Below are 16,105 nucleotides of genomic sequence, written 5' to 3' on the forward strand. Positions count from 1 at the left end.
GCCCCTACCTCTCGGTGGTCAGCTGGGCATTCGCCAGGTTGGCGTCCAGCTTGGTGAAGGCTTGACGCCAGCCCTCCTCGCTCGGCCGCGCCAGATGTTCGGGGAGCCACTGGCGGATCTCCAGTCGCGTCCGACCGTCCGCGTCGTCGTGGAACTCGATGCGCAGTCTCGTCTCGAACGGCTCGATGCCCTGTTGCAGCCGCCCACTGACGCGCATGACACCGTCGATCAACTCGCCGTCGACGACGTCGGTGAGGTCGATGTGGACGTGCACGCGAAGGCCGGGGTCAGCGGCGTTGACCTCGGTCCACCGTTGAAATCCGCCGGGGCGCACGTCGAACGCGATCTCGTCGCGCGGCAGTGAGTTCCCGATCGGACCCCACCACGCCGCCAGGTGCTCGGGTTCGGTGAAAGCTCGGTAGACGAGCTTCCGCGGCGCGTCGAACAGACGCGAGATCGCCAGCTGCGGAGTCGCCGGTCTCATTCCCTCTCCTGATCGTCGTGCGTCGCCGGGTCCGTCGCCCGCTCAGCGGCCTGCATCGCGGCGAGATGGACGTCGAGGCGGGTGAGGGACGAGTCCCACAAACGCCGGTAGCGCTCGATCCAGTCGGCCGCCTCGCGCAGCGGGGCAGCCTCGAGGTGGCTCGCGCGCCACTTGCCCGACCGCGACCGCGAGATGAGCGCGGCGCGCTCAAGCACCTTCAGGTGCCGGGACACCGCCGGCATCGAGATCGACAGCGGAGCGGTGAGCTCGGTGACCGTGGCGTCGCGTGCGGCCAACGTGGCGATGATCGCCCGTCGGGTGGGATCGGCGAGCGCCGAGAACACCGCGCTGAGCTGATCGGTGGCTGCCATCGAAAGCCCTCTCACTTAACCAACGTGTTAAACGTATAGTGTCGCGATCGGCACTGTCAACGAAGGCGTGAACCGCCATGCGCGGCGTGGAGGGCGGCGAGGCGGCAGCCGGCCGATTGCTGGACCGCGGCGTCACCGCCGTGGTCTGCGCTTCCGGCCTGATGGCGCCGGGCGCCACCCGGGCTGCCCGCCAGCGTGGCCTGTCGGTCCCCGGCGACGTCCCGGTCGGCGGGGACGACGATTCGCCGCTGATGGCCTTCACCGATCCGCTGCTGACACCATGCGGCCCGGCGTCGGCCAACCCGCCGGGGGTGCGGGGCAGTCCGCCGCCCGGACGACAACGGGTCCCGGCAGACCGACGTCGTGCCGCTCGGCGTCGCCGGCCGATGCCCGCACTGACGGGTCGACCCGTCGGGGAGGTGTGGTGACCACCGCGCCTCCCCGACCTTCCGGCTCGTCCGCACAGGATCGGCGTCGCCGGGTCGGTCCAGGCACGTCGGCGGCTGCCCCCGCGCGGCGCGGGGGCAGCTGCCGGCTCAGCGCCAGAGGGCCGCGTTGCCGAAATTGGCGGGTTCGGTCTCGCCACCGACGCCGACCGCGTCGGTGGTGGTGATGGCATGAGGTGGCTCCTGCGTCGGTCGTGCGGTCTCTGCTCGGGCGTCGTGATGCGGGACACCGTGCGGTTGGCGGTTGTCCGGTGCGGGTGACGCCGTCGCGGCGTGGACGCGTCGGGTGCGGGGTGGGCGGCACGGAGCAGGATGAGGTCGACCGCGACCCCGACTCGGTCGGCGGGAAAAGCTAAACCTGGCGGTCGACGTCGCCGATCGTCAGCAGCCTGGGCGGTGGACACCGGCGGTGACCGGTCGACCGGTCACCGTGAGAGCGTTAACAGGTGCTGCCCGAATATCTTCACCTGCATCTTTGCCGACTCATCAGCCGCTGATCGCACGCGATGCCACCTACATCGACTTTCGTGCATGAAGGCAGCGTCCGTCAAGATGTGACACCAGTTTTCTCGAAACTTCTGAGCCCTCGGTCGCCGACCACTTCCACCGCAAAGCCCGCACCACAAGAGACGCTGCAATGCAACTTCACCTGCTAAAACGCGGCCCAACCCGCTCGGGGATCAGGCCGACGGGTGGAATAATGTTTGCGTTAACAGTTTCGGATCATTGAAGGGCTCCAGCGCGCTCCGGAGCTGCCCGACGACGGCAAAAGGCCCACCGGGGGCCTCCCGGCCTACCCCCGGAGCGCACGGGGCACCCCGACGGGCCGGATTCGCCCGCCCGACCCGCCGCCGGCCGCGCCACCCACATCACCCGCACCACCTGTCGATTTCGCCCGGCCGGCCCGCGGACACAGTGCCAACGCTTCGCCATTTTCCCTGGTGAGGGAGCTTTCGCAGGCTGCCTCGGGCGGCCGGGGCGGGGGTGGAGCACTGTCGACACAACCATTGACACGCTCTGATGTTAACGTTAACTTGCTCCTCAGTGCAGCAGCTGGGTCACGCCCTCTGCCGCCGATTCGGCTGGTCAGCGCCCCCGGCGTCCGGGCCGCCAGCCCCGACGGCACCGACCAGCGGACTCACCGGGCTGCACGGTCACCTCCCGTCTGCCGGAGTTCGGGCCGACAGGCGGCGTAACGCATGGGCCCACCCGAGCGGGCCCGTGACCTCGTCCACATCTGGAGGACTCCATGAAACGTGGCACTGTCCGGCGTCGAGCGTCGGGACCGGTCGCGGCCCTGGCCACGCTGGTCCTGATCAGCAGCGGCACAGTCGGGACGCCCCAGGCGTCCGCGGCGGCCGCCGGCTGCCAGGTCACCTACACGGTCAGTTCACAGTGGCCCGGCGGCTTCGGCGCTGGCGTCACCATCACCAACCTGGGCGACCCGGTCACCAGTTGGCGGCTCACCTGGAGCTTCGACGCCGGCCAGACCGTCACCCAGCTCTGGAACGGCTCCTACACCCAGTCGGGCGCCCAGGTCGCCGTCACCAACGTGTCCTACAACGGCAGCATCCCCACCGGAGGCAGCACCTCGTTCGGCTTCAACGGCGCGGCGACCGGCAGCAACCCGGCCCCCACCACGTTCACGCTGAACGGCACGACCTGCACCGGCGGCGTCACCCCGACCACACCGCCACCCACCACACCGCCGCCGACCACCCCTCCGCCCACCACGCCCCCACCCACCACGCCGCCGCCGGGCACCCGCCTGCCCTGCGACCTCTACGCCGCCGGCAACACGCCCTGCGTGGCCGCGCACAGCACCACCCGGGCCCTGTACGCCGCGTACACCGGCAACCTCTACCAGGTCCGCCGCGCCTCGGACAACACCACCCGCAACATCACCCCACTGACCGCCGGCGGAGTCGCCAACGCCGCCGCCCAGGACACCTTCTGCGCCAACACCACCTGCCTGATCACCATCATCTACGACCAGAGCGGCCGCGGTAACCACCTCACCCAGGCGCCTCCCGGCGGTTTCCCCGGCCCCGCCCCCGGCGGATACGACAACCTCGCCAACGCCACCGCCGCCCCCACCACGCTCAACGGCCAGAAGGCGTACGGGGTGTTCGTCGCCCCCGGCACCGGCTACCGGAACAACACCACCAACGGCATCGCCAAGGGCGACCAACCCGAGGGGATGTACGCCATCCTCGACGGCACCCACTACAACGGCGGCTGCTGCTTCGACTACGGCAACGCCGAGACCAACAGCCGGGACAACGGCAACGGCACCATGGAGGCCATCTACTTCGGCAACAACAAGGTCTGGGGCTACGGCGCCGGCAACGGCCCGTGGATCATGGCCGACCTCGAGAACGGCCTCTTCTCCGGGGTCAACCAGAAGTACAACGCCAACGACCCCAGCATCAGCCACCGCTACCTCACCGCCATCGTCAAGGGCGAGCCCAACCACTGGGCCATCCGTGGCGGCAACGCCCAGTCCGGCAGCCTGTCGACCTTCTACAACGGCGCACGCCCCAACGTGGCGGGCTACAACCCGATGAAAAAGGAAGGCGCGATCATCCTCGGTATCGGCGGCGACAACAGCCACGGCGCGGCCGGCACCTTCTACGAGGGCGTGATGACCGCCGGCTACCCCACCGACGCCACCGAGAACGCCGTCCAGGCGAACATCGTCGCCGCCGGCTACCGGTGACACCTTCTGCGGCAGGTCATCCCACCACCGTCCGGGCAGGAGACCGTCCAATGTCCTCGTCCTCGCTTCGACTGACCCGCCGCGGCCTGCTCGTCGCGGGCGGCGCCACCGGCGTCGCCGCCGCCACCGGCCTGCTCGGCGTCCGCAACGCCCTGGCCACGGCAGGGCCGCAGAGCTACACGCCCACCTGGGCCTCGGTCGACCAGCACCCACCGGCCGCCGAGTGGTTCCAGGACGGCAAGTTCGGCATCTACTACCACTGGGGGGCGTTCACCGTTCCCGCGTTCGGCAACGAGTGGTACCCGCGCAACATGTACAACAACGGCTCGTACGAGAACAACCATCACAAGAGCGCGTACGGCGATCCGGCGGCCTGGCCGTACCACAACTTCATCAACGGGGCCCGCGACAAGGCGGGCAACTGGGTGCAGTTCGCGCCGAAGCTCAGATCCGCCGGCGGCAACTGGGACCCCAACGAGTGGGCCCAGTTGTTCGTCGACGCCGGGGCGAAGTTCGCCGGCCCGGTGGCCGAGCACCACGACGGCTACTCGATGTGGAACAGCAGGGTCAACGAGTGGAACTCCGTGGCGACCGGCCCGAAGCTGGACCTGCTGCGGCTGCACGCCGACGCCATCCGCGCCAAGGGTCTCAAGCTGTTCGTCTCGCTGCACCACCAGTGGAACTTCGGCGGCTATTACCAGTACGTGCCGCAGCAGTCCAGCACCACCCTGCGCAAGCTCTACGGTCAGCTCGACAACGCCACCGAGCAGCAGCTGTGGACCGACAAGCTGCGGGAGGTCATCGACGGCTACCAGCCCGATCTCATCTGGCAGGACCTCTACCTGGGCCGGATCGACGAGGCCCGGCGACTGGACTTCCTGGCGTACTACTACAACAACGCTGTCACGTGGAACCGGGACGTGGTGGTCACCTACAAGGACGGGTTCAACAACCGCGGTGAGGTCTACGACTTCGAGCGGGGCGGCCCGGCGGGCATCCAGTCCCCGTACTGGCTCACCGACGACAGCGTCTCCAGCAGCAGCTGGTGCTACACCCAGGGCATCGGCTACTACTCGACCACCGCCCTGCTGCACGCGTTGATCGACCGGGTCAGCAAGAACGGCACCATGGTCCTCAACGTCGCGCCGACGGCCGACGGTGTCATCCCCTCCGGGCAGCAGACGATCCTGCGGGGCATCGGCGACCACCTCAGGCGGTTCGGCGAGTCGATCTACGGCACCCGGGCCTGGTCCGTCCACGGCGAGGGACCCACCCAGATGGGCGGTGGGTCCTTCGTCACCCCACGCGCGGGCACCAACCGGGACATCCGGTTCACCCGCAACAAGAACAACACCGTCCTGTACGCGACGGTGCTGGGTTGGCCGGGCAGCACCCTGACCATCTCGACGATGACGTCGAGCCGGGTGAACCTGGGCAACCTGACCGGCGTGCAGCTGCTCGGCTCCACCGCCGGCACGTACGTCAACCTGCCCCGGCCCACCCAGGACGGGTCCGGCCTGCACGTCGCCATGCCCTCGGCGAGCGCTCCGTACAACGCACTCGCGTACGTGGTCAAGCTAACCTTCGTCGGCGCGACCCCCACCGCGACGCCGACCCCGACGCCGACCGGCACCACCGCGCCGCCGGCCGGCCAGGCGACGGCGAAGTACACCATCACCAACTCCTGGGCCGGTGGCTTCCAGGCCGACGTCACCGTCACCGCCGGGGCGTCGCCGATCAACGGGTGGAAGGTCTCCTGGAGCTTTCCCAACGGCCAGGCGATCACCCAGATCTGGAACGGCAGTCACACCCAGAGCGGGGCGAACGTGACGGTCGCCAACGTCGCCTACAACGGCACGCTCGCCGCAGGCGCCTCCACCACGTTCGGCTTCACCGCGACGTGGAACGGCACCAACAACCCGCCGGCCAGCATCACCTGCACCACCAGCTAAGCCCCGGGTCGTCGTCCGGGATTGGGCGGCTGGGGGCGAGGTTCGTCCTGCGCGGTCCGCGCGGAGTCTCCGGTGCGTCGACGTGCCCGGCTTTCCGACGACGGACCCCACGGCGCTGCATGCCGTGGGGTCCGTCGGGATGCGGCCGTCCGGGCCGGCCAGGCTGTTCTACCCACCGGGATCGGACGGTGCGGGCCAGGGCCCGGCCATTGCCCGGCCGCTCAGCGCGGCCGGCCTTCGATGATCGACAGCCAGCCCGGCTCCGGTTTGGCGATGACCCGGGTCAGCCGGAGGCCTGCCGCGTCGAACAGGGCGGCGAACTGCGCCCTGGTTCGCTGCCGGCCGGTGAACGAGGCCAGGATGACCAGGTCGATGCTCTTGCCCGGATGGGCGGCGTCACCCTCGGGCAGGACGGTGTCCAGTGCCAACCACCCCGGCCGTCCGGGTGTTCCTGGCCCGCCGGCAGTCGCGCAGGAATGCGCACACACCGGTCGTCGTCCCAGTCGTGCAGGATGTACTGCAACGCGTGGATGTCCCCGCCGGCCGGCACCTCGTCGAAGAAGTTCCCGGGACGGTCGCCCGCGGTGATCGGCGTCCAACGCGGAAAGTTCGTGTCGGCCGAGGCCCGGCACAGCCGCCTGGCCCTGGGCCGGATTTCGCAACTTTGCTTCTGACGGTTCCGAGACGCGGCCGAGTGTGCTGGCCCGAGCAGCTCCAACCCTCGGCGATCCACCGCGGCGCGGCCGGTAGCGTGTAAGGAGCATCCCTCTGGTCCACCAGCAGTGTCAGTGGCAACTCGTCGACGGTGACCAACCAGCGGGACTACACCCCACCGCTGAACAGCAAGCACGGTTCGATCACCGGCATCACCGATGCCGGGTACAGTGCCGCCACCAGCAGCTGGGGTACCCCGAACTGGGTCCGGCTGAAGTCCTCCGACTTCCCGACTACTACGGTCGGCACTCCAACGGATCGGTCCGCATCGACCCGTACGCCTGTCGACCCCTGCCAGGACCAGATGTGGCGGATGGTCCCCGGCCTCGCGGACTCCGCCGGGGTGTCGTTCGAGTCGGTGAACCGCCCGGGCAACTACCTGCGTCACAAGCGGTTACGTGGCAGGGCTCGCCGCCAACGACTACACCGCCCTCTTCCGGGCAGACGCGACCTTCTACCGCACCGCCGGGCTGGCCGACAGCTCCTGGTCCTCGTTCCGCTCCTACAACTTCCCCGACCGCTACCTGTGCACAGCAACTACGTGCTGCGCATCGACCCCCTCAGCGCGAGTTCGCTGGCGACGGACCGCCAGAGCGCCACCTTCCCCGGGTCACGTCCTAGTCGTTCCGCCCGGCGGCCGAGCGGAACGGTCCGGTGACCGCAGGGCGGCTGGTGGTGCGCCGTGTCCGCGCCGTGAGAGCCGGACGTCAGCGGCAGTGGCGACTGTTGGCGAGCAGCGATCCGCGCACCGGGAGGGCATCATGAACAACCCAGTCACCATCATCGGCGCCGGGCTCGGCGGTCTCGTCCTGGCCCGAGTCCTGTCCGGGCACGGCATGCCGGTGGAGGTCTACGAAGCCGAGGCCACGGCCGCGGCACGGTCGCAGGGCGGAATGCTCGACATCCATGACTACAACGGGCAACTCGCCATTGAGGCCGCCGGGCTGACCGACGAGTTCCGCCGCATAGTGCTGGCGGGCCGCCAGGCGATGCGGTTCCTCGGCACGGACGGCACGGTGCTGTTCGAGAAGGGCGACGACGGCTCCGGCGGACGCCCCGAGGTACAGCGCGGCGACCTGAGGCGAATCCTGCTCGACTCGCTCCCGACTGGCGCGGTCCGCTGGGGGGCGAAGGCCAGGACCGTACGCGGTCTCGGCCACGGTCGTCACGCGGTCACCTTCGCCGACGGCTCGACCATGGAGACGGAACTCCTGGTCGGTGCGGACGGCGCCTGGTCACGGATCCGGCCGCTGCTGTCCGACGCCGTTCCGGAGTACACCGGTGAGTCGTACGTCGAGACCTACCTGTACGACGCCACCACCCGGCACCCGAGGGTGGCGAAAATGGTCGGTGAGGGATCGATGTACGCGCCGTCGGCCACCGAAGGGATCGTCGCCCACCGGGAGAGCGGCGGCACCCTGCACGCCTACATCTCCCTCACCCGCCCGCTGGACTGGTTCGACGACATCGACTTCACCGACCGCGCCACGGCCGCCGCCCGGGTCGTTCAGGAGTTCCAGGGCTGGGCCCCCGAACTCACCGCGCTGATCACCGACGCCGACGGCGGACCGGTCCTGCGCCCGTTGCACGCACTGCCGCTCGGCCACCGATGGGATCGCGTCCCGGGCGTCACGCTGCTCGGTGACGCCGCGCACCTGGTCGCCCCGAACGGCGAGGGCGCGAACCTCGCCATGCTGGACGGCGCCGAACTCGGCAAGGCTCTCGCCGCCCGCCCCGGCGACATCGAGGCCGCCATCGCGGAGTACGAACAGGCCATGTTCCCGCGTACCGCCGAGGTCCCGCAGGACGAGGAGCTGATGGCCAGCATCTTCGGCGGCACGCCACCCGACAGCGTGCTCGCGCTTCTGGCCGAAGAAGGTGAGCGCCCGTGAGCCGGTCCGGCCGGTCCGCGACGGCGTGACGCGCCGCGCTACCGGTCGCTGTCGGTCACGGTGCAGGTGGCAGCCGCCACCTGCACCGTGGTCTGCTGCACGCAGCGACGACCCGCCGCGTACGCCGCGTCGAACCCGTCCTCGTCCAGCGCAGTCTTTCCCCTGCGGGTCAGCTCCCTGACCTGCGGGTCGGTGTGGTCGTGCGCGCCGCGCAGGCGGGCGGCGACACCGAGGAGCGCGGCCGATTCGTGGTGTCTTCCCCGCCGGTCGGCAACCGCGGCCATCTGTACTGTCACCTGGGCGAGGACCGGTGGCTCCCGGGTGGCCCGGGCCGCCTCGTGCGCTACCGCCAGCGCCTCGTCGGCGCCGGACAGGTCGCCCAGTTGCAGAAGGAGCGCTGCCCTGGTGCTACTCACCAGCGCGCGGGCGTGATCGGCCGGGTAGGCCGGGATGACGGACAGCCCCCGCTCTGCGGCGTCGATGAGGTCACCCGCACGGTCGAGGTCGCCGAGCCGCACCCTCAGGGCCGCCTCGTGTATGTCGATGAGGACCAGCATCTCCGTCGAGGACGCGCGCCGGGCGCGCGCTCGTGCGGCGTCGAGCAGGTCTGCCGCCAGATCGGTGTCACCGCGGCGCAGGTGCAGGTCGATCCAGCGCAGGTCGCTGTGGAACTGGTCGCTGACGCCGAGCGCTCCGAATCGGCCGGTCAGCGTCCGGGCCTCGGTGAGGTCGGACAGGGTGCCGTCGACGTCGTCGTACCGCCGCAGGGCCGCACGCATCGGTAGCACGGCAGCCGTGGCCCACTGGTCACCGATGCGCCGGAAGTGGTCCAGCGCCACCTCGACGTGACGGCGCATCCGGTAGAGCGCCCCTTCCTTTTCGGCGATTTCGGCCTGGAACATGTGCGCCAGCCCGGCCGACCACCGGTCGTCGCCGTCGGTGAAACGCGTGAAGGTCGCGAGCGCGGCTGGCTCGTCCTGGAGAAACAGAAGGATCGAACCCAGCAGACGGAAGTGGCCCGGCAGGTGCGGATGGGCGAGCAGCCGACCGGCCAGCTCCTGCACCGTCGTTTGTTCGTCGACCTCATACCGCGCGGAGACGCCGGCGGTGATGTCCGCTCGGTTGAGTAGATAGGCGGCACGGGCGCAGTCGCGTGCGACAGTCCATTCGCCGTTCGCCACCGCCAGTGCCTGCCCCAGCCAATGGATGCCGTCGGCATGGCGGCCACGCATCTGCCAGTACCAGGTGAGGTCGAGAGCGAGAGCGATCGCACCCGTGGCGTCCCCGGCGGCGCACAGATGGTCGAGGGCGGCGAGGATGTTGTCGTATTCTGCGTCGACGATCCCGATCGCGGCCAGTTGGTGGGGTCCACGCAGTCGGGGATCCTGCTCGGCCATCAGCGCGGCGAAGTGGGCCGCGGCCAGGTCACGAGCTCGCCCGAGCGTGCCAGCCTCGGCCAGCCGTTCCCTGCCGTACTCCCTGATTGTTTCCAGCATGCGGTAGCGGCCGGTGGTTGGATCTAGCTGGAGCAACGACCGGTCGACGAGTGTGGCAAGCACGTTCGGGACATCGGCGCTCCCCTCGCAGACTGCGGTGGCGGAGCTGGCCGTGGCGCCGCCGGGCAGGATGGCGACGTGTTCCGCGACGGCCCGTTCGCCGGCGTCGAGCAGATCCCAACTCCACGCGATCACCGCGCGCAGGGTGCGGTGCCGCAGTGGTGCGGTGCGGCTGCCCCTGCCGAGCAGGTGGAACCGGTCGGCCAGCCCCTCCGCGAGGTCGAGCAGCGACAGCGTCCGAAGCCGGGCGGCGGCCAGCTCCAATGCGAGAGGCATGCCGTCAAGTCCACGTACGAGGCGCACGACGTTGGACAGCGTCGTCTCGTCGACATCGAAGCCCGGGCGTACGGCGGCAGCGCGAGCGGTGAACAGGCGTACCGACGCGGTCTGTCGGGCCTGCGCGACGTCGGCGTCCGGGCCGGGTAGTTCGAGCGGAGCCAATGGGACGAGCCCCTCGCCGTCGACCGCGAGGGGTTCACGGCTGGTGGCGAGCACCCGCAGGCCGGGACAGCGGGGCAGCAGCGAGGAGACGACGCGCGCCACGGCGTCGATCAGGTGCTCGCAGTTGTCCAGTAGGAGGAGGATCTCCCGGTCGCTGAGTTCGGTGAGGAGGACGTCGGACTCGTCGTCGCCGGTCCGCCCGAGCGGGCCGCCGGTCCGCAGACCGATCGCGGCGAGCAGAGCCGATATGATCTTGGTGGGGTCGGTGACGGATGCGAGGTCGACCAGCCGTACACCGTCGTGGTAGTCGTGACGGTGGCGGCGGCCGGCTTCCAGCGCGAGGCGGGTTTTTCCGGCGCCGCCCGGTCCGACGACGGTGACCAGCCGCCCGGCCGTGAACAGGGCGGAGATCCGGGCAAGGTCGTCGTCGCGGCCGACAAAGCTGGTCAGAGGCACGGGCAGGTCAGCATTCGGCCGCCCGGCCCCGAGGCTCCCGGCCGGGAGCCCGGGCACGACCGGGTCGGCCGTCGAGGCGCCGGGCGCTGGTCGGGGCGGCTCGGGTCGCAGCAGTCGCAGATGACGCTCACGCAGGGCGGTGCCGGGATCGGTGCCCAGCACGTCGGCCAGCGCCTCGCGGACCCGCTCGTAGACGGCGAGGGCCTCTGCCTGTCGCCCCAGACCGGCGAGCGCGTCCATCAGCAGGGCGGCCGCCCGCTCATGTCCCGGCTGCTCCCGTAACAGCACGGACAGCCGGGCGGTCGCGGCTTCGGCCCGTCCGGAGGACAGTTCAGCACCGGCGAGGTCGGCGACCACCTCGATCGAGGTTTGCACCAGGCGGGTCGCGACGGTGGGCGCGACCGCCGCGATGATTGCGGGCTCGACGCCGGGCCGGTCGCCCCACAGCGCCACAGCCTCGGCGAGTGCCGCCTCTCGGCCGGTCGCGGCGAGTTCCTCGAACCGCACGGCGTCGACATCGGATGCCTCCACCGCCAGCCGGTATCCACCCGCGACCTGTCGGACCACCGTGGGATCCGGGGCGTCCGGGGAGAGCGCGCGGCGTAACCGGGAGACGAGTCGCTGGAGCGCCTGCGTGGGGTCGGACGGCGGGTCCTCCCCCCAGATCGCGTCGACCAGCACGGCCGGTGTGACCGGCCGGCCGCCAGCGAGCGCCAGCCGGACGAGCAGATTCCGCAGGCGCGTTCCGGGTACGGCCAGGGTGGTGTCACCGCGGGCGACCCGGAAGGCGCCGAGCAGGGTGACCCGTAGCCGTTCGCCTCCGTCCATCCCCCGATCCTCCCGCGTTTCCCCGTCCGGTCCGGCGGCGGGGCGGTGTCCGCGCGGTGTGTGCCGCGTGTCAGCGCTGCGCCGCAGGCTGACGCCACTGATTCATCTACAGGAGGACGTCGTGACCGACATCAGGCAGCGCACCGCGGCCGCAGTGGCACTCATGGCCAGCGGAATCATCTACTTCACCGGCGAGTTCGTCGCCGCTGCGGCGTGGACGGATCCGCCCTACAGCTACACCCACCACTTCATCAGTAATCTCGGAGTCCACGGGCCGCTCACCGCGTTCGGTCAGTACATGTACTCCCCGCTGGCCATGGTGATGAATACCGGACTCGGGCTGACCGGCCTGGCCGCGCTGGCCGGAGTCGCGATGCTGAAGGGCCTGCCGGGTGGGCGGCGGGCGGCGACGGTCATCTCGGCGGTCGTGCTGGCGGTTGGCATGGTCCTGGTGGGGCTGTTTCCGGGGGACGGCGGCACTGACGGCACCGACTACCACGGGATCGGCGCGATCTTGGCCTTCGTCGCCGGCAACGTGCTCGTCATCCTGCTCGGTCGAGCGTATCGGCTGCTCGGAATGTCGTCCGGGCTGGGCCGTCTGTTGACCATGTCCGGGACGTTCGGCCTGCTCTCGCTCGTGGTCTTCGGGACCATGGTGGCCTCGGGTGCGGGCGTACTCATCGGCCTGTTCGAACGCGGGATCATCTATCCGTTCCTGATCGGCTTCGTCCTCGCGGGAGCGGCACTGCGCAGACGCCGTGCATAGCCGCCGGAGTATTCCGGAGTACGTAGGTTCTGCCGACGCGGACGCGACAGTCGCCAGGGCACGGTGATCCCGTGCGGGACCGCGACATCGGCCGGGTGCCCTGTCGCGTGGGCGCGCGCCCGGTGACGCCCCTGCGCGGTTTGACCACGAGAGACATGGAGATGACATGAGCGACGACATCACCCGTCTGGTCGGTGCCTGGAAGGCGTTGTGGAACGGAGACTTCAGCGACGTCGATGAACTGATCGCACCTGGGGTAAGGGTGCACGCGGCCCTGGCCGACGGCGGCGACGGCAGCGCGATCGACGACGCCGAGGCCATGACGGGTTGGGTGGCACAGCTTCGCGGTCCACTACCCGACCTGGTGTTCGACATCGAGGTCGGTCCGATCGTCCAAGACGACCTGTTGGCCCTGCGTTGGCGTGCCACGGGCACCTACGGCGGAGGCTTCCCCGGCGCCGGGGCACCGGTCGGCACGCCTGTCGACTTCACCGGCGTCGACCTCCTGCGCGTCCACGACGGTCAGATCATCGAGTACTGGCTCAACTCCGACATGCTGCTGCTCCTTACCCAGCTGCGCGTGCAGTCGGTCGAGCCTTCCGCTGTCTGACCGAATTCCCCAGTTGGGCCGGCCGGCGCCGTGCGGCCGCCGGCCGGCCCGGCGATGTCACGCGCCGAGATCGGAGCGGTGCCGGAGTTGCCGCCGAGAGTTGATGCCGAGCTTGCGGAAGATGTTGCGCAGGTGGGTGTCGACGGTGCGCGGGCTGATGAACAGCTGGGCGGCCACCTCGCCGGACGTCGCGCCGGCGGCGACCAGCCGGGCGATGTGCAGCTCCTGAATCGTCAGCTGGTCGTACGTGTGCGGTGACCGTTGGCGTGGCCGTTCCCCGCTGGCGCGCAGCTCGACGGCGGCGCGTCGGGCGAACGCCTCGAATCCGGCCTCGGACAGCAGGCGGTGTGCCGTGCGCAGGTGCGCTCGGCAGTCCCGCCGGCGGCCCTCGCGTCGCAGCCATTCTCCGTACACGAGATGGGCTCTGGCCCGGTAGGCCGACAACGGGCTCCGTTCGAGGTGCGCGACGGCGGTCCGATACTGCTCCTCGGACCCGGTCACCAACCCTCGGGCGTATGCCGCGATGCCCAGACCGGTGGCGGTCCCGCTGGCGTCGGCGCGTTCCACGAGCGATTCCAGCGCCGAGCTGGCGGCCTCGGAGTCACCGCAGCGGACCGCCGCTTCGACCAGTTCGGGCAGGGAGAAACTGGCGAGGAAGAGGGTGCCGTCCGCGACGGCCCGCCGAGCGGCCGCCAGCGCGGCCGGATAGTCGGCGAGGCCGTTGAACAGCACCGCCGACGCCCAGTCGATGTTGCCGGTCAGGAGACCACTGCCGCTGGTGGTCGCCGCGACCGTGGCCTTCTCGAACAGCGCGAGCGCTTCGGCGCGGCGACCACGCAGGGCCGCCAGATGGATCCGGTGGTAGGGCATCGGCGGCCCGCCGATCGCGTCGGCGATGGCCTCTTCCTCGGCGATCGAGGCCATCGCCAGGCCAGGGTCGGCGGTGAGCGCGCCGTACGACCCCGCCTGCGCGAGCCCAAGACGCAGCAGCAGCGGCGAACCGGACTCGCGGCCGGTCCGCACCAGCCACTCGACGATCGCCGCATACCGATGGGGATCCCAGATCTCTGCCGCGAGCATGAGGGCGAGCGCGGGGTGCTCGATCCAGCCGGGCCTGCCGGAACCGTGGCGGCCGTCGAGAACCTGCCGGATCAGCGGGATCGCGCTGCGGTGGCCCGCCGAGTTCAGCAGGCCCAGCGCATCCAGCACGTCCGGCGGACGCGACGCGGTCGCCGGCACCGACCGCACGGCGGCCAGCACCAGATCGAGCACGCCGCTGGCCCGGCCGACGAGCAGACTCGTCTCGATCGCGTCCAGGAAGCACCTGCGGGCCCGTTCCGGATCCAACCCGGCCAACCGCCTTCCCGCGTGGATCATGAACTCTGGGCCGCTCTCGTCCCGGTGGCTCTGGAAGGCGACCTGTCCCCGCAGCAGGTCGGCGTGGGCGAGCTGGAACTCGTCGAGCCCGGTGTGCTCGACGGCTCTGACCAGGATGGCGGCTCGGTCGGGACGGCCCGCGACGAGGGCGGCCTGCGCCGCCGCGAACGTTCGTTCGAGCCGGCCGGCGGGGTCCAGGGAAAGCTCGGCCGCCCGTTCCAGGAAGGCTGCTGCGGCCACCACGCCCCCGCGCGACCGGGCACGGGTGGCCGATCGGACGAGTTCCGCGGCGACGTCGTCGTCGGGGCCGACGGTGGCCTGGGCTCGGTGCCAGGCCCGCCGGTCCGGGTCGGTGCCGGCGTTGGTCGCCTCGGCCAGTGCCCGGTGGGCCCGCTGTCGTTCCCGCGCCGACGCGGCCCGGTAGACCGCGGACCGGGCCAGCGGGTGGCAGAAGCGAATGTCGGCGGCGAACTCGACAAGGCCAGTCGCGGCCACGCCGGCGCTGGCGGCCGGCACGTCGATGCCCAGCAGCTGCGCGGCCGGCCACACCAGGGTGGCATCGCCCGTGGGGTCGGCGCTCGCCGCGGTCAGCAGGAGACGGGCGTCGTCCGGCAGTGCCGACAGCCGGTCCCGGAAGCTGCGCTCGATGCGGGTCGGTACCGGGGAGGTGTCCGGGGGCCCGAAGCCGCCCGCCTCGGGCAGTTCGAGCAATGCCAACGGGTTACCCCGGGCCTCGGCGAGCAGTCGGCTGAGCACCTGCTCGTCGAGGACGAGGTGCCGTCGGCCCGCGAGCACCGTCCGCGCCTCGGCGTCGGTCAACCCGGTGAGGTCGAGGCCGGGCAGTTCGTGCAGCTCGTCCGAGGCGGGCGACCGCAGCGCGAACACCATGGCGATCGGCTCGTTGGCCACCCGCCGGCCGACGAACGTCAACGCCCTCGCCGACGCCGCGTCCAACCAGTGGGCGTCGTCAACCACGCACAGCAGCGGGCGTACCCGGGCTGCGGCGGCGAGCAGACCCAGCGTCGCCACGCCGATGTGGAAGAGGTCGGGCGTGCCCTTCGCCAGTCCGAACGCGATCCGGAGCGCGTCGGCGTGCCGGGGGGGCAGGTCCGCGAGGTGACCCAGCACCGGCACGCACAGTTGATGCAGCGCGCTGTAGGGCAGTTCCCGCTCGAACTCCGCCCCGGCCACGTGGATCACACGTACGCCGGACGCCGCGTCGCGGGCGTGTGCCAGCAGCGTGCTCTTGCCGATGCCGGCCTCGCCGCGCACCACCAGCGCCCCGCCCCGCCCCGCTTGCGCCTCCCCGGTCAGCTCGTGGAGAACCTTGAGCTCGACCGACCTGCCGACCAGTGAGCCCCGGGAGCCAGCCGCGGATCGCACGCCGGCCAGGCTACCCCCTGTCCGGTCCGAAGGTAGCAGCCGAGAAGTCACGCTGTTCGCCTCCTGCAGTGCGCCAGACGGTTGCCGCTTCCCGCTGATGTGAGACCGAG

Annotated in this window: 10 protein-coding genes and 3 pseudogenes; 7 read left to right on the forward strand and 6 right to left on the reverse strand. The window is 70.7% G+C overall.

Translation table 11 applies throughout. From position 1 onward, the window contains the following. Positions 1-4: 4 nt before the first annotated feature. Complete coding sequence (locus FJK98_RS21420) at positions 5-484, reverse strand: SRPBCC domain-containing protein (protein WP_145920626.1); 480 nt, start codon at positions 482-484, stop codon at positions 5-7. Beyond that, positions 481-855 (reverse strand): helix-turn-helix transcriptional regulator, encoded by a 375-nt coding sequence (locus FJK98_RS21425; RefSeq protein ID WP_145920627.1) that lies wholly within the window; start codon positions 853-855, stop codon positions 481-483. Before FJK98_RS21425 ends, FJK98_RS21420 begins: the two co-directional genes overlap by 4 nt. An 83-nt stretch (positions 856-938) precedes the next feature. Between FJK98_RS21425 and FJK98_RS34840 the strand changes: the two are divergent. The 3 genes and pseudogenes from FJK98_RS34840 to FJK98_RS21440 form a co-directional block, all read left to right on the forward strand. Then, positions 939-1,283: pseudogene (locus tag FJK98_RS34840) on the forward strand (substrate-binding domain-containing protein); the annotation flags it as partial. A gap of 1,267 nt (positions 1,284-2,550) precedes the next feature. Further along, entirely contained in the window at positions 2,551-4,020 is a 1,470-nt protein-coding gene (locus FJK98_RS21435) for an arabinofuranosidase catalytic domain-containing protein (protein ID WP_145920629.1), read from the forward strand. A 50-nt stretch (positions 4,021-4,070) separates the two neighbouring features. Beyond that, a complete protein-coding gene (locus FJK98_RS21440) occupies positions 4,071-5,972 on the forward strand; it encodes an alpha-L-fucosidase (RefSeq protein WP_145919164.1) in 1,902 nt (633 codons plus the stop codon). 221 nt (positions 5,973-6,193) lie between these two features. On the opposite strand, the gene FJK98_RS34210 is transcribed toward FJK98_RS21440, so the two are convergent. Together FJK98_RS34210 and FJK98_RS34845 are read right to left on the reverse strand one after the other, a co-directional pair. Beyond that, the gene (locus FJK98_RS34210; protein WP_240762225.1) at positions 6,194-6,400 is read right to left on the reverse strand and encodes a hypothetical protein; all 207 of its coding nucleotides are present in this window, start codon (positions 6,398-6,400) and stop codon (positions 6,194-6,196) included. Between the two features lie 86 nt (positions 6,401-6,486). Further along, a pseudogene (locus FJK98_RS34845) lies at positions 6,487-6,822 on the reverse strand (hypothetical protein); the annotation flags it as partial. A gap of 262 nt (positions 6,823-7,084) precedes the next feature. Here FJK98_RS34845 and FJK98_RS34575 point away from each other — a divergent pair. Together FJK98_RS34575 and FJK98_RS21455 are read left to right on the forward strand one after the other, a co-directional pair. Then, positions 7,085-7,153, forward strand: a pseudogene (locus FJK98_RS34575) (hypothetical protein); the annotation flags it as partial. A 294-nt stretch (positions 7,154-7,447) separates the two neighbouring features. Next, entirely contained in the window at positions 7,448-8,578 is a 1,131-nt protein-coding gene (locus FJK98_RS21455) for an NAD(P)/FAD-dependent oxidoreductase (RefSeq protein WP_145920630.1), read from the forward strand. A gap of 38 nt (positions 8,579-8,616) precedes the next feature. Here FJK98_RS21455 and FJK98_RS21460 read toward each other — a convergent pair whose 3' ends face one another. Further along, positions 8,617-11,712 (reverse strand): BTAD domain-containing putative transcriptional regulator, encoded by a 3,096-nt coding sequence (locus FJK98_RS21460; RefSeq protein WP_240762227.1) that lies wholly within the window; start codon positions 11,710-11,712, stop codon positions 8,617-8,619. Between the two features lie 268 nt (positions 11,713-11,980). On the opposite strand from FJK98_RS21460, the gene FJK98_RS21465 reads away from it, so the two are divergent. Next, the gene (locus FJK98_RS21465; protein ID WP_205789131.1) at positions 11,981-12,625 is read left to right on the forward strand and encodes a DUF998 domain-containing protein; all 645 of its coding nucleotides are present in this window, start codon (positions 11,981-11,983) and stop codon (positions 12,623-12,625) included. A 166-nt stretch (positions 12,626-12,791) separates the two neighbouring features. Beyond that, the gene (locus tag FJK98_RS21470; RefSeq protein ID WP_088642409.1) at positions 12,792-13,235 is read left to right on the forward strand and encodes an ester cyclase; all 444 of its coding nucleotides are present in this window, start codon (positions 12,792-12,794) and stop codon (positions 13,233-13,235) included. A gap of 57 nt (positions 13,236-13,292) precedes the next feature. On the opposite strand, the gene FJK98_RS21475 is transcribed toward FJK98_RS21470, so the two are convergent. Continuing rightward, positions 13,293-15,995, reverse strand: a complete 2,703-nt coding sequence (locus FJK98_RS21475) for an AAA family ATPase (protein WP_145920632.1) — start codon at positions 15,993-15,995, stop codon at positions 13,293-13,295. Positions 15,996-16,105 lie beyond the last annotated feature (110 nt).

This window comes from Micromonospora sp. HM134 (assembly GCF_007833915.1).
GTDB lineage: Bacteria > Actinomycetota > Actinomycetes > Mycobacteriales > Micromonosporaceae > Micromonospora > Micromonospora wenchangensis.

Coding starts and splice junctions, on each gene's coding strand:
- FJK98_RS21435 (WP_145920629.1), top strand. CDS start 2,551: ATGAAACGTGGCACTGTCCGGCGTCGAGCGTCGGGACCGGTCGCGGCC.
- FJK98_RS21470 (WP_088642409.1), top strand. CDS start 12,792: ATGAGCGACGACATCACCCGTCTGGTCGGTGCCTGGAAGGCGTTGTGG.
- FJK98_RS21455 (WP_145920630.1), top strand. CDS start 7,448: ATGAACAACCCAGTCACCATCATCGGCGCCGGGCTCGGCGGTCTCGTC.
- FJK98_RS21440 (WP_145919164.1), top strand. CDS start 4,071: ATGTCCTCGTCCTCGCTTCGACTGACCCGCCGCGGCCTGCTCGTCGCG.
- FJK98_RS21425 (WP_145920627.1), bottom strand. CDS start 855: ATGGCAGCCACCGATCAGCTCAGCGCGGTGTTCTCGGCGCTCGCCGAT.
- FJK98_RS21420 (WP_145920626.1), bottom strand. CDS start 484: ATGAGACCGGCGACTCCGCAGCTGGCGATCTCGCGTCTGTTCGACGCG.